Source organism: Actinosynnema mirum DSM 43827 (assembly GCF_000023245.1).
Taxonomy (GTDB): Bacteria; Actinomycetota; Actinomycetes; order Mycobacteriales; family Pseudonocardiaceae; genus Actinosynnema; species Actinosynnema mirum.
The window spans coordinates 1,324,923-1,338,608 of record NC_013093.1 but is presented as its reverse complement, the minus strand read 5'-3'; the positions used below and the strand labels follow the sequence as shown (position 1 = coordinate 1,338,608).

Here is a 13,686-nt window from a genome sequence, read left to right as displayed (position 1 = left end):
TTTGGCGGTCCCCGACGGCTCGCCACCGCCGGGGACCGCGCCCGCTCACGCCGAGGGCCGGACGTGCCCCTCGCCCCAGACCAGCCACTTCGAGGAGGTCAGCTCGGCCAGGCCCATCGGGCCCCTGGCGTGCAGCTTCTGCGTGGAGATGCCGATCTCCGCGCCCATGCCGAACTCGCCGCCGTCGGTGAACGCGGTGGAGGCGTTGACCATGACCGCCGCCGCGTCGACCCGCTTGGTGAACAGCCTGGCCGCGCGCACGTCGTCGGTCACGATGGCCTCGGTGTGGCCGGAGCCGTGCGCGGCGATGTGCGCGACCGCCTCGTCCAGCGAGCCGACGACGCGGGCCGCGATGTCCATCGACAGGTACTCGGTGTCCCAGTCCTCGTCGGCGGCGGGCACGACGCCCTCGCCCGCGAAGCCCTCGCCGCCGTGCACGGTCACGCCCGCGGCCTGGAGCGCGGCGGTGATCCTCGGGACGAACTCGGCGGCCACGTCCGCGTGCACCAGCAGCGACTCGGCCGCGTTGCACACGCTGGTGCGGCGGGTCTTGGAGTTGAGCACGATCCGCTCGGCCGAGTCCAGGTCGGCGGCGGCGTCCACGTACACGTGGCAGTTGCCGACGCCGGTCTCGATCGCGGGCACGGTCGCCTGCTGCACGACCGCGTTGATCAGGCCGGACCCGCCGCGCGGGATCACTAGGTCGACCAGGCCGCGCGCGGTGATCAGGTGGGTGACCGAGGCGCGGTCGTGGGACGGCAGCAGCTGCACGGCGTCGGCGGGCAGGCCGGTGGACTCCAGCGCGTCGCGCAGGACCGCGACCAGCGCGGTGTTGGAGTGCTCGGCGGACGAGGAGCCGCGCAGCAGCGCCGCGTTGCCGGACTTGAGCGCCAGGCCCGCGGCGTCGACGGTGACGTTCGGGCGCGCCTCGTAGATCATGCCGACGACGCCCATCGGGACGCGGACCTGCCGCAGCTCCAGGCCGTTCGGCAGGTTCGAGCCGCGCAGCACCTCGCCGACCGGGTCGGCAAGGCCCGCGACGGTCTCCAGACCGGCCGCGACGCCCTCGATCCTGGCCTCGGTGAGGGTGAGGCGGTCGAGGATGTTCTCCGGCGTGCCCCCGGCCCGGCCCGCCTCGACGTCCTCGGCGTTGGCCTCCAGCACCTCGTTCGCGCGGGCGCGCAGCGCGGAGGCCATCCCCAGCAGCGCGGCGTCCTTGCGCTCGCGGGTGGCCAGCACCAGCTCGTCCGCGGCGACACGGGCCCGCCGGGCCGCCGCGTGCACCTGTTCCCGCAGGTCATCAGTCACGAGACCCAGGTTACTTTCACCTGATCGTGATTGTCGCGCAGGTTACCGGGGGCCGGATTCCTGTCGGGGGCGTCTGGGAGGGTTCACGCCATGGACGACAACGCGCTCCGCGCACTGGCGGAGGAGAGGCTCAGGGCACTGGCCGGTCCGGGCGCCGTGCTGCGCGAGGACCAGTGGACGGCGATCCACGCGCTGGTGGCCCTGCGCAGACGCGCGCTGGTCGTCCAGCGCACGGGGTGGGGCAAGTCGGCGGTCTACTTCATCGCCACCGCGCTGCTGCGCTCGCTGGGCGAGGGGCCGACGGTGATCGTGTCCCCGCTGCTGGCGCTGATGCGCAACCAGGTCGACGCGGCGGCGCGGGCGGGCGTGCACGCGGCGACGATCAACTCGGCGAACACCGACGAGTGGCAGGACGTCCAGGAGCGGGTGGCGGCGGGCGAGGTCGACGTGCTCCTGGTGTCGCCGGAGCGGCTGAACAACCCCGACTTCCGGGACACCGTGCTGCCCTCGCTGACCGCGTCGGCCGGGCTGCTGGTGGTCGACGAGGCGCACTGCATCTCCGACTGGGGGCACGACTTCCGGCCCGACTACCGGCGGCTGCGCACGCTGCTGACCGAGCTGCCCGCCGGGGTGCCGGTGCTGGCGACCACGGCCACGGCCAACGACCGGGTGGTGCGGGACGTGACCGAGCAGCTGGGGCTCGGCGCGGGCTCGGACACGCTGGTGCTGCGCGGGCCGCTGGACCGGGAGAGCCTGCGGCTGGCGGCGGTGCGGCTGCCCACGGCCGAGGCGCGGCTGGCGTGGCTGGCCGAGCGGCTGGCGGAGCTGCCGGGGTCGGGGATCGTGTACGCGCTGACGGTCGCGGCGGCGGACGACGTGGCGGCGTTCCTGCGCGAGCGCGGGTACGAGGTGGTGGCCTACTCGGGGCGGACGGACCCGGCGGAGCGGCAGCGGGCCGAGGAGGACCTGCTGGCCAACCGGGTGAAGGCGCTGGTGGCGACCTCCGCGCTGGGCATGGGGTTCGACAAGCCCGACCTGGGGTTCGTGGTGCACCTGGGCGCGCCGCCGTCGCCGATCGCGTACTACCAGCAGATCGGGCGCGCCGGGCGTGGTGTGGAGCGGGCGGAGGCGCTGCTGCTGCCGGGGCCGGAGGACCGGGACATCTGGGCGTACTTCGCGTCGCTGGCGTTCCCGCCGGAGCGGGTGGTGCGGCAGGTGCTGGCGGCGCTGACCGACGAGCCCCGGTCGACGGCCGCGCTGGAACCGGTGGTGGAGCTGTCCCGCACCCGGTTGGAGGTGGTGCTGAAGGTGCTCGACGTGGACGGCGCGGTGCGGCGGGTGCGCGGCGGGTGGGTCTCGACGGGGCGGCCGTGGGAGTACGACGAGGAGCGGTACGGGCGGATCGAGCGGGCGCGGCAGGCCGAGCAGCGGGCGGTGCTCGACTACCTGGACACCGAGGGCTGCCGGATGGAGTTCCTGCTGCGGCAGCTCGACGACCCGCACGCGGCGCCGTGCGGGCGGTGCGACAACTGCACGGGGCAGCGGGTGTCGGCGGCGGTGTCCGAGGGCGCGGCGACGGCGGCGCGGGAGCGGCTGCTGCGGCCGGGCGTGGACGTCGCGCCGCGCAAGATGTGGCCGACCGGGATGGCGGCGGCGGGGGTGTCGCTGTCGGGGCGCATCCCGGCCGGGGAGCAGGCGGCGACCGGGCGGGCGCTGGGACGGCTGACGGACATCGGGTGGGGCAACCGGCTGCGGTCGCTGTTCGCCGAGGCCGACCGGGAGTTGCCGGACGAGGTGTTCGCGGCGTGCGTGCAGGTGCTGTCGGCGTGGGGCTGGGAGCGGCGGCCGGTGGGGGTCGTGTCGGTGGGGTCGCGGACGCGGCCGGAGCTGGTGGGCAGCTTCGCGCGGCGGATCTCGGAGGTGGGCAGGCTGCCGCAGCTGGGGACGGTGTGGCTGGGGACGGCGGTGCGGCGGGCGAACAGCGCGCAGCGGCTGGCGGGGCTGGTGTCGGCGTCGCGGGTGCCGGATGTGAGCGGGGTGGACGGGCCGGTGCTGCTGGTGGACGACCAGGTCGACACGGGCTGGACGATGACGGTGGCGGCGAGGCTGCTGCGCGGCGCGGGGGCGCCGGAGGTGCTGCCGTTCGCGCTGGCGGTGACGGCGTGAGGGGGACGGGGGTGGAAGCGGGAACGGGGTGAGCTGAGCCGGGGGCGATGTCTCCCCGTGCGCGGGAAGGGCATGTCCCGCGTGCGCAGGACGATCCCAGCGGACGAGGCGCCCCCGCGTGTGCGGGGAGGACACTGTTTGACCTGTGGTTTTGCTGGCCGAAACAGTGTTGTGCGTTCACTCGGGCCGTCGCCAGTCCGAACTCCGGGCGGGGTGCGTTCTGGTGGGTGACGTGTCCGGGTGGTGTGTCCGGGAGCGCGTGGCGGGGTGGACCGGGCAGCGGTAGTGGTGGAGGGGTGACTGGAGGGGTTGCGGCAGCGGGTGGGGGCGGGTGGGCCTTCGTGTTGCGGACTGAGCGGTTGGTGTTGCGGCGGTTCAGCGCTGAGGACGCTGGGGCGTTGTCGGCTTATCGGTCCGATCCCGAGGTGGCTCGGTACCAGTCCTGGGAGCCGCCCGTGCCGTTGTCCCGCGCCCTGCTGCTCGCCGACGAGATGGGTGAGGCCGATCCCGGAGCACCGGGGTGGTTCCAGTACGCCGTGGTGCTCGACGGGGAGTTGGTCGGGGACATCGGGGTGCACCTGCACGAGGACCTGCGCAACGCCGACATCGGGTACACGTTCGCTCGGGCGCACCAGGGCAAGGGGTACGCGACCGAGGCTGTCGCGCGGGTGTTGGAGGACCTGTTCACCGTGCGCGGGGTGGAGGAGGTCGGGGCCGAGTGCGATTCGCGGAACGTCGCCTCGGCGAAGTTGGTGGCGCGGTTGGGGTTCCGGTTGGTGGAACGGGTCGAGCAGGCCGAGTGGTTCAAGGGGGAGTTGATCGACAGTCTGGTGTTCCGGTTGTCGGCTCGGGAGTGGCGGCGGAACGGGGGCGGGCAGGCGGGCTGAGCGGGTTGGTCACCCGTCTTGGCGGAGGTCCGCACATCGGGCTTCCCGGTCGGCGAGCAGGTGTGCCAAGGTCCGGGGATGGGTGAGTCTGGCGGCACGGGTGGTGGTGTGCGGCACCGGTTACCGGTGCGCAAGCTGGTCGCGGCCAGTGCCGGTAACGCGATCGAGTGGTTCGACTGGACCATCTACGCCACGTTCAGCATCTACTTCGCCACCCAGGTGTTCCCGGCGTCGGACGAGCGGCTCGCGCTGATCAACACGTTCGCCACCTACGCGCTCGCGTTCTTCTTCCGCCCCCTCGGCGGCTACCTGCTCGGGCGGTTCGCGGACCTGCGCGGGCGGCGGACCGCGATGCTGCTGACCATCGTGCTCATGGCGGGCGGCTCGCTCGCCATCGCGGTGCTGCCCACGTACGAGCAGGTCGGGTGGCTCTCCCCCGCGCTGCTGCTGCTCGCCCGCGTCGCCCAGGGGCTGTCGCTGGGCGGCGAGGTGTCCAACGCGTCCGCCTACCTCGCCGAGATCGCGCCCCCCGACCGGCGCGGGCGGTACTCGTCGTTCTTCTACATCTCCACCGGGTGCTCGCTGCTCCTCGCGTCGCTGCTCGGGTTCGGACTGGCCAGGGCGCTCACCACCGCGCAGCTCGCCTCGTTCGGGTGGCGGGTGCCGTTCCTGGTGGGCGCGGTGCTCGGGCTGGCGGCGCTGTGGCTGAGGCGCAGCCTGGAGGAGACCGAGCACTTCGCGCGCAACCGCGCCAAGGCCGTCGAACTGCGCAGGCCGCTGCTGACGACGCTCCGGGACCACCCGGCCGCCGTGGGCAGGCTCATCGGGTTCAGCATGGCCTCGACGCTCTGCTACTACACGTTCTTCAGCGCGCTCACCCCGTTCGCGGTCAAGACCAGGGGCGCCGACGCGGGCGACGTGTTCCTGGCCCTGTCGGTCGGGACGTTGCTCTTCGTGGCGCTCCAGTACCCGATGGGGGCGCTGTCCGACCGGATCGGGCGCAGGCCGCAGATGCTGGTGTGGACGGCGGTGACGGCGGTGGGCGTGGTGCCGATGTCCACGCTCATCGGGCCGGGACTCGGCGGGCTGCTCGTGGTGTTCTGCGCGGGGCTGGGGCTGTACACGGCGATGACGTCCATCGCGCCCGCCGTGATGAGCGAGCTGTTCCCCACCGAGCTGCGCGGGCTGGGCATCGGCGCCTGGTACAACCTGACCGTCGCCCTGTTCGGCGGCACCGCCCCGCTGGTGATCAACGTGCTGAGCGGGGCGCAGTTCTTCTGGTACGTGGCGGCGGGAGCGGCGATCGCGTTCCTGGTCGTGCTCACCCTGCCGGAGACCAGGGGCGCCGTGCTGCGCTGACCGCGAGCGCGAGCGCGACAACACCGGGACAGGCACCGAGAACCAGGCACCTGGGGCCGCCGGGGGCTTGGGCGGAGGTAAGCAACCGGACACCGGGGGCCGAGGCCGGCAACCGGACACCGGGGGCCAAGGGCAGCAACTGGGCGCCTGAGCCGAGGTCTGCGACCGGGGATCAAGCCGTCAGCGGCACCAGGTCGTCCGCGTGCACGACCTCGCGGCGCTGCTCCGGGGGCAGCTCGCCGCTGGAGTGGCCGATCAGGGCGGGCAGCTCGGTCGCGTCGAACGCCACCACTCCCCTGGCCACGACCGCGCCGTCCGGGTCGACCAGCTCCACCACGTCACCGGCCTCGAACGCGCCCTCCACCGCCGTGACGCCCGCCGCGAGCAGGGAGCGGCGGCGGGTGACCACGGCCGCGACCGCGCCCGCGTCCAGGAACAGCCTGCCGGTCGCCGCCGAGGCGTGGCCCAGCCAGAAGCGGCGCGCCGACAACCTCGTGCCGGTCGCCGTGAACGCCGTGCCCACGTCCGCCGCGCTCAGCGCCCGCGTCGCGTCCGCGGCGCCCGCCAGCAGCACCGGGATGCCCGCCGACGCCGCCAACCGCGCCGCGGCGAGCTTGGAGGCCATCCCGCCGGTGCCCAGGCCCGATGCGCCGACCGAACCCGCGCGCACCCCGTCCACGTCGGACGGCCCGGTCACCTCGGGCACCCGCTGGGCGCCGGGCAGCCTCGGGTCGCCGTCGTAGAGCGAGTCCACGTCGGACAGCAGGAGCAGCGCGTCCGCCCCGACCAGGTGCGCCACCAGCGCGGCCAGGCGGTCGTTGTCGCCGAACTTGATCTCGGCAGTGGCCACGGTGTCGTTCTCGTTCACCACGGGCACCGCGCCCAGCGCCAGCAACCGGGAGAAGGTGCGCTGCGCGTTGCGGTAGTGCGCGCGCCGCACCACGTCCTCGGCGGTGAGCAGCACCTGCCCGACGGTCAGGTCGTACCGGCCGAACGAGTTCGCGTACGCGTGGGCCAGCGCCAGCTGCCCGACGCTCGCGGCGGCCTGCTGCGTCGCCAGGTCCCTCGGCCGCCGGGTGATGCCCAGCGGGGCCAGGCCGGCCGCGATGGCGCCGGACGACACCAGCACCACCTGACCACCGGCGGCCCGCCGCGCGGCGACCGCGTCGACCAGCGCGTCGAGCCGGGACCGGTCCAACCCGCCCTCGGCGGTGGTCAGCGACGACGACCCGACCTTCACCACGACCCGGCCCGCGGCGGCGACCGCCTGCCTGGCCTGGGACAGCACCACCGAACCGGTCACGCTCACACGTCCTCTTCGGCCGCTTCCACCCAGTCGCCGTACGAGCCCGGCAACCTGCGGGCCTTCTTCGCCGCGAGCCGCTCGCCCGCGCCGACGCGGTTGCTCGGCTCCAGCCGGGCGTCCGTGCCGCGCCCGGTGAGGGCGGCGGCGGCGATGCCCGCGGGCGTGGACGGCTCCCAGTCGAACACCAGGTCGCCGATGGTGACCTGCGCGCCGGGCACCGCGCCCATCTTGATCAGCTTGTCCTCGACGCCGAGCCGCGCGAGCCGGTCGCCCAGGTAGCCGACGGCCTCGTCGTTGCTGAAGTCGGTCTGCTTGATCCACCGCAGCGGCCTCTCGCCGTGCACGATGAAGCCGCCTTCCTCCTCCGGGTCCTCCACGACCGTGAAGCCCTGGTCGTCGATGGCGGTGGGCCGCAGCACGATCCGGGTGGACTCCTGCACCGGGCGCGAGGCCCGGTACTCCTCGACCACGCGTGCCAGGGCGAACGTCAGCTCGCGCAGCCCCTCGCGGGTGGCGGTGGAGATCTCGAACACCGGCAGGCCGCGCGCCTCGACGTCCGCGCGGACGATCTCGGCCAGGTCCCGCGCCTCCGGCACGTCGATCTTGTTGAGCACCACGACGCGCGGGCGCTCAGCCAGGTCCTTGGACAGCGACGGCGTGTACTGGGCCAGCTCGGTCTCCAGCGCGTCGATGTCGGACAGCGGGTCCCGGTTGTCCTCGTACGTCGCGCAGTCCACGACGTGCACCAGCACCGCGCAGCGCTCGATGTGCCGCAGGAAGTCCAGGCCGAGGCCCTTGCCCTCGGACGCGCCGGGGATCAGGCCGGGCACGTCGGCCATGGTGAACACGGTCGCGCCCGCGGTGATCACGCCCAGGTTCGGCACGAGCGTGGTGAACGGGTAGTCGGCGATCTTCGGCTTGGCCGCGGACAGCACCGAGATCAGCGACGACTTGCCCGCCGACGGGAACCCGAGCAGGCCGACGTCCGCGACGGACTTCAGCTCCAGCACCAGGTCCTGGGACTCGCCGGGCTCGCCGAGCAGCGCGAAGCCGGGCGCCTTGCGGGCCTTGGACGCGAGCGAGGCGTTGCCGAGGCCGCCGCGACCGCCCCTGGCGGCGATCAGGCGGGTGCCCTCGCCGACCAGGTCGGCGACGACCTCGCCGTCCTCGGTCATCACGACCGTGCCGTCCGGGACGCGCAGCTCCAGGTCGACGCCGTTCGCGCCGTCCCGGTTCGCGCCCGCGCCCGCCTTGCCGCTGCCCGCGCTGGCGTGCGGGCGGAAGTGGAAGTCCAGCAGGGTGTGCACCTGCGAGTCGACGACCAGGACGACGTCGCCGCCCTTGCCGCCGTTGCCGCCGTCGGGGCCGCCGAGGGGCTTGAACTTCTCCCGGTGCACCGAGGCGCAGCCGTGGCCGCCGTCACCGGCAGCCGCGTGGATGACCACCCGGTCGACGAAGCGGGACACCGAGATCACTTCCTTGCTCTTGTGGTTCAGGAGGGGCGAGCGCCCCTGGAGACGCCACTGGGCGCCGTGGTCCGCGTTTCAGCGGACACACGGCGCCCAGGTGGTACGAGAATCAGGCAGCGGCCTCGACCGGAACGATGTTCACGGTCTTGCGGCCACGCTTCGAGCCGAACTCCACCGCACCGGCGGACAGGGCGAACAGGGTGTCGTCCTTGCCGCGGCCGACGTTCACGCCGGGGTGGAACTTGGTGCCGCGCTGGCGGATGAGGATCTCACCGGCCTTGACGACCTGACCGCCGAACCTCTTCACACCCAGGTACTGGGGGTTGGAGTCACGGCCGTTGCGGGAGCTGGATGCACCCTTCTTGTGTGCCATGGCTAGTCAGATCCTCACTTACCGGTGATGCCGGTGACCTTGACGCGGGTCAGCTTCTGGCGGTGACCCTGGCGCTTGTGGTAGCCGGTCTTGTTCTTGAACTTGTGGATGCGGATCTTGGGGCCCTTGGTCTGCTCGACGACCTCGCCGGTCACCGAGATCTTCCCCAGGGCCTCCGCGTCCGCGGTGACGTCAGAGCCATCCACGACGAGCAGCGCCGCGAAGGTGATTTCGGTGCCCGGAGTGCCATCGAGCTTCTCGACCTCGACGACGTCGCCGACAGCCACCTTGTACTGCTTGCCGCCGGTCTTGACGATCGCGTACATCGGGACGGAAGTCTCCTGCTACTCGACGGTGACGGGATCGCGCGCGCCACAGTTCCACGGTGTTGCGGTGGATCGGGCTTCGCACGACTGGGCCCGCCGGATGGCAAGCCATGCGATAGGTTACGTGGCGGTGGACCGCAGGGTCAAACCGGGGTGCGCGAGCACGGTCCGCGCAGGTCAGCGGTGGTGCACCGGAGCGGCCCCAGGACGCCGGGAGCGCGGCGGGCGCGAGCGGGGCCCCTGGCGACCTGGTGGCGGGAACCACCTGGGAACCACCCGAGGAGCACGTCAGAGCAGCCGCGCAGGACGCGGGCAGGGTTACGCGGGCCGCACGACGGCCGCAGGACGCCGGGAGCGCGGCGCGGCAGTCGCAGGGGCACCGGGAGCGCGGCGCCACCGCCACAGGACGCGGGGGGCTCGACGCCACCGCCGCAAGGCACCTGGGGAGCACGGCGCGGGCAGCGCACCGGGAACCAGGCCAGGAACCACCGCGCGCCACCGGACCCGTGACAACGCGAACGCCGCCGGTCCCACCCCTCTGCGGGGCGGGACCGGCGGCGTTCGGGCGTTACCGGCTCAGCTCTCCTTCGGCGGGCCCGCCGGGCGGGTCGCCGCGCGCCGGGAGACCCTGCGGCGGGTCGTGGTGGTCACCAGGGACTCCGCCTTCACCTCGGGCGCGTGGCCGTTGGCGGAGGGCTCCGCCGCGACCGGCTCGGGCTGCGGGGCCACCACGACCACGGGGGCCGGGGCGGCTTCCTTGGTCACCGCCGCGCCCGCCTCGCGCCGCACCGCGCGGCGCCGCTGGCGGCCACCCCGCTTGGCGGGCGCCTCGGCGTCCTCCGCGGCGGGCTCGGCCGGGGCCTCGGCGAACACCTCGGGCGCCACGGCCCGCGCCGCGACGACCGGGGCCTCGGGCTCCGCGACCGCCGGGGTCGACGGCGCAGCGGCGACCTCGGCGGCCGGGGCCTGCTCCTCGGCCTCGCGCTTCGCGGCGGCGCGCTCGGCGGCCTCCTGCTTGGCCGCTTCCTTCGCGGCCTCGCGGGCGGCCTGCCTGGCGGCCCTGCGGCCCCCCGGACGGCGCTCCTGCACCTCGGGCTCCAGGTCGTGGTCGACCTGGGCGTCCGCGTGCTCGACGGGCGCCTCGGGCTCGGTCGCGGGGACCTGCTCGACCGGGGCGGCCTGCGCCTCGGCCTGCTGCTCGCCCGAGTCGCCGCCCTTGTTGCGCCGCGACTTCCGACCGCTGCCGGACGACTGCTGGTTGCCCCCGGTGGAACCGCCGTTGGAGCCGCCGCCGTTCGAGCCGCCACCGCCGTGCGAGTGCGCGGTCGGGTCGGTCGTGACGACCAGCCCGCGACCCCGGCAGTGCTCGCACGTGCTGCTGAACGCCTCCAGCAGCCCGGTGCCGACCCGCTTGCGGGTCATCTGCACGAGCCCCAGCGAGGTCACCTCGGCGACCTGGTGCCTGGTCCGGTCCCGGCCGAGGCACTCGGTGAGCCTGCGCAGCACCAGGTCCCGGTTGGACTCCAGCACCATGTCGATGAAGTCGATGACGATGATGCCGCCGACGTCGCGCAGCCTGAGCTGCCGCACGATCTCCTCGGCCGCCTCCAGGTTGTTCCTGGTGACCGTCTCCTCCAGGTTGCCACCGGATCCGGTGAACTTCCCGGTGTTGACGTCGATGACCGTCATGGCCTCGGTGCGGTCGATCACGAGGTAGCCGCCGGAGGGCAGCCAGACCTTGCGGTCCAGCGCCTTCATCAGCTGCTCGTCGATCCGGTACTCGCCGAACGCGTCGGAGTTGCCGACGTGCCGGTGCAGCCGCTCCTGCAGGTCGGGCGCGACGTGCCGCACGTAGCCGTCGATCGTGTCCCAGGCCTCGGAGCCCTGGACGACCAGCCCCGAGAAGTCCTCGGTGAACAGGTCGCGCACGACCTTGACCAGCAGGTCCGGCTCTTCGTAGAGCAGCTGCGGGGCCTGCGCCTTGGGCGTGGCGGCCTTGTCCTTGATGATCTGCCACTGCGCCTGCAGGCGGGTGACGTCGCGCGCCAGCTCCTCCTCGGCGACGCCCTCCGACGCGGTGCGGATGATCACGCCCGCGTCGTCGGGGACGACGCGCTTGAGGATGTCCTTGAGGCGCTTGCGCTCGTTGTCCGGCAGCTTGCGGCTGATGCCGGTCGCGCCGCCGCCGGGCACGTACACCAGGAAGCGGCCGGGCAGGCTGATCTGGGTGGTCAGGCGGGCGCCCTTGTGGCCGATCGGGTCCTTGGTGACCTGCACCAGGACGCTGTCGCCGCTGGACAGGGCCTGCTCGATCTTGCGGGCCTTGCCCTCCAGGCCAGCCGCGTCCCAGTCGACCTCGCCCGCGTAGAGCACCGCGTTGCGACCGCGACCGATGTCGATGAACGCCGCCTCCATGCTGGGCAGCACGTTCTGCACCCGGCCGAGGTAGACGTTGCCGACCAGCGAGCCGGAGCCCGCGGACGTCACGAAGTGCTCGACGAGGACGCCGTCCTCCAGCACGCCGATCTGGGTGCGGTCGCCGCGCTCGCGCACGACCATGGTGCGCTCGACGGCCTCGCGGCGGGCCAGGAACTCGGCCTCGGAGAGCACGGGCGCGCGGCGGCGACCGGCCTCGCGGCCGTCCCTGCGGCGCTGGCGCTTGGCCTCCAGGCGGGTGGAGCCCCGGACGCTGCGCACCTCGTTCTGCGCGGCCTCGGAGTCCGCCCGGTCGTCACGCGCGTCGCGGGTCTCGCGGACGTGCACGACCGTGTTCGGCGGGTCGTCCTCGTTCGGCGCGGCCTCGTCGTCGGCGCCGGACTTGCGGCGGCGACGGCGGCGGCGGCGACGGCTGCCGCCGCCGTCCTCCTCGTCGTCGGCCGCGTCGGCGGCGGGCTCGTCGGCCTCCGGCTCGGCCTCGGCGGCCGGGGCCTCCTCGACCTCCTCGGCCGACTCGTCCTGGCTGTCCTCGCCCACACCCTTGCCGCGACCGCGACCGCGACGGCCACGACGGCGGCGGCGACGGCCGTCACCATCGCCGTCGGCGTCGTCGGACGCGTCGGCGTGCTGGTCGTCGGCCTCGTCGTCCTCGTCCTCGGGCTCCGCCCTGGTGACGGGCACCGCGGTGGTCGCGACCGGCGTCGGCGGCAGGAACATCGCCGACGGCGGGGCGAACAGCGGTGTGAGCGCCGCCACCTCGCGGGCGGGCACAGCCGCCTCCACCTCGGTGACGGTCAGCTCGTCGACGTCGCCGGTGACGATGTCGTCCCAGTTCAGCAGGCTCTCGCCGACCTTGATCGCGAGATCCCTGGTGACGCTCGACTGGGCGCTGCGCACCGTCTCGCCGAGATCGGCGAGCGCCGCCAGCACGTCCTTGCTGGTCGTGCCGAGCAGCTTCGCCAGTGCGTGCACCCGCAGCTTGGCTGGCAGGTCGGCGAGCGCCGGGTGTCCGGGTGTGGCGCTACCCCCGCCGGCGGGGCCGGCGGGCTTGTCCGTGTTCGACATGCAACTCCTCCGCCCCCGGGCGCGTCATGGTTGGAAGTGACGCGGCCGCGCAGGGGCCTCTCTTGTCCGCTCTCCGCCGCGGCTGGCGGCGGGAATCCTTGCCTCGCGCTGCGCGCGCACCGACTGTCGGCACGCGGCACAGCAGGTCCTGTCCCGGTCGACGACGCCGTCAGCGCCGCTCACAGCGCCCGGTCAGCCCTCCTCCACCGACGCCCTGTCCAGGGCGAGCGGGTCGACCAGGCCGCCTTCGTCGTCGAGCCGCCCCTGCGCCATCCGGGTCGCCTTCGCGGGGACCGGCGGAACGAGGTCGGCGACGACTCCGAGCGCGCTCAGCACGTCGTCGGGTCGCACAGTAGGGGTTAGCTGCCGCACGACCATGACAAGTATCCCACACGGAAGTGACAAACCCCCTGCATCGTGTTCCGCGTCGCTCGAAGGGGCTTCGCCCGAAGCGGGGCCAGCGACCGACGCGGTGACCACGGCGGGGCGCACGTCGATCATCCTCTTGCCGTTCTTGGTGAGCCGCTCGACCTCGACCGACTCGGCCGCGAGCAGGGCGGACACCGCTTCGGACAACCGTTCGGGGTCCACGCCGGGCAGCTCCACCCGCCAGGCGCTCGCCTCGATGCGCTCGGTCAGCGACCCCCCTTCGGCCTGCACCACTTCGAGCACGTCGAGCCCCGGCGGCATGGCCCGGTCGAGCTCGGCGCGCAGCGCTTCGGGGTCGACCGCGTCGACGACGGACACCTCCACGTACTCGGCCTCGCTGGCCACCCCGGTCGGCGCGGCGCCCACCCACGACACCTTCGGGTGAGGGCTGAAGCCCTGGGAGTAGGCCATGGGCACGCCCGCTCGGCGCAGCGCGCGCTCGAAGGTGCGGGCCACGTCGCGGTGCGACGTGAACCGGAGCCTGCCGCGCTTGGCGTAGCGCACGCGCAGCTTCTGCACCGCGGCGGCGGACGGGTTGGGTTGTTGCTGGCGGCTCAGTGCT

At 73.6% G+C, this 13,686-nt stretch carries 10 protein-coding genes; 3 read left to right on the top strand and 7 right to left on the bottom strand.

Annotation, left to right across the window (positions count from 1 at the left end; translation table 11 throughout):
• Positions 1-45: 45 nt before the first annotated feature.
• Entirely contained in the window at positions 46-1,308 is a 1,263-nt protein-coding gene (locus AMIR_RS05980) for a glutamate-5-semialdehyde dehydrogenase (RefSeq protein ID WP_015800036.1), read from the bottom strand.
• A 90-nt stretch (positions 1,309-1,398) separates the two neighbouring features.
• Here AMIR_RS05980 and AMIR_RS05975 point away from each other — a divergent pair, with 90 nt between their 5' ends.
• From AMIR_RS05975 to AMIR_RS05965, 3 genes are all read left to right on the top strand, one after another.
• Positions 1,399-3,474: a RecQ family ATP-dependent DNA helicase gene (locus AMIR_RS05975; protein ID WP_015800035.1), complete on the top strand. Its 2,076-nt coding sequence runs from the start codon at positions 1,399-1,401 to the stop codon at positions 3,472-3,474.
• Between the two features lie 296 nt (positions 3,475-3,770).
• Positions 3,771-4,361 (top strand): GNAT family N-acetyltransferase, encoded by a 591-nt coding sequence (locus AMIR_RS05970; protein WP_342626579.1) that lies wholly within the window; start codon positions 3,771-3,773, stop codon positions 4,359-4,361.
• 78 nt (positions 4,362-4,439) lie between these two features.
• Complete coding sequence (locus AMIR_RS05965) at positions 4,440-5,720, top strand: MFS transporter (protein WP_015800033.1); 1,281 nt, start codon at positions 4,440-4,442, stop codon at positions 5,718-5,720.
• 172 nt (positions 5,721-5,892) lie between these two features.
• Here AMIR_RS05965 and proB read toward each other — a convergent pair whose 3' ends face one another.
• The 6 genes from proB to AMIR_RS05935 form a co-directional block, all read right to left on the bottom strand.
• Positions 5,893-7,005, bottom strand: a complete 1,113-nt coding sequence (gene proB / locus AMIR_RS05960; RefSeq protein ID WP_041837412.1) for a glutamate 5-kinase — start codon at positions 7,003-7,005, stop codon at positions 5,893-5,895.
• 20 nt (positions 7,006-7,025) lie between these two features.
• Positions 7,026-8,492: a GTPase ObgE gene (gene obgE, locus AMIR_RS05955; RefSeq protein WP_015800031.1), complete on the bottom strand. Its 1,467-nt coding sequence runs from the start codon at positions 8,490-8,492 to the stop codon at positions 7,026-7,028.
• 112 nt (positions 8,493-8,604) lie between these two features.
• A complete protein-coding gene (rpmA, locus tag AMIR_RS05950; RefSeq protein WP_015800030.1) occupies positions 8,605-8,868 on the bottom strand; it encodes a 50S ribosomal protein L27 in 264 nt (87 codons plus the stop codon).
• Positions 8,869-8,882: 14 nt separating this feature from the next.
• Positions 8,883-9,194 (bottom strand): 50S ribosomal protein L21, encoded by a 312-nt coding sequence (gene rplU / locus AMIR_RS05945; RefSeq protein ID WP_015800029.1) that lies wholly within the window; start codon positions 9,192-9,194, stop codon positions 8,883-8,885.
• 576 nt (positions 9,195-9,770) lie between these two features.
• A complete protein-coding gene (locus tag AMIR_RS05940; protein ID WP_015800028.1) occupies positions 9,771-12,695 on the bottom strand; it encodes a translation initiation factor IF-2 N-terminal domain-containing protein in 2,925 nt (974 codons plus the stop codon).
• Between the two features lie 192 nt (positions 12,696-12,887).
• Positions 12,888-13,643 carry a TIGR03936 family radical SAM-associated protein gene (locus AMIR_RS05935; protein ID WP_041836606.1) on the bottom strand — a complete coding sequence of 252 codons (756 nt, stop codon included), beginning with the start codon at positions 13,641-13,643 and terminating at the stop codon, positions 12,888-12,890.
• Positions 13,644-13,686: the final 43 nt, after the last annotated feature.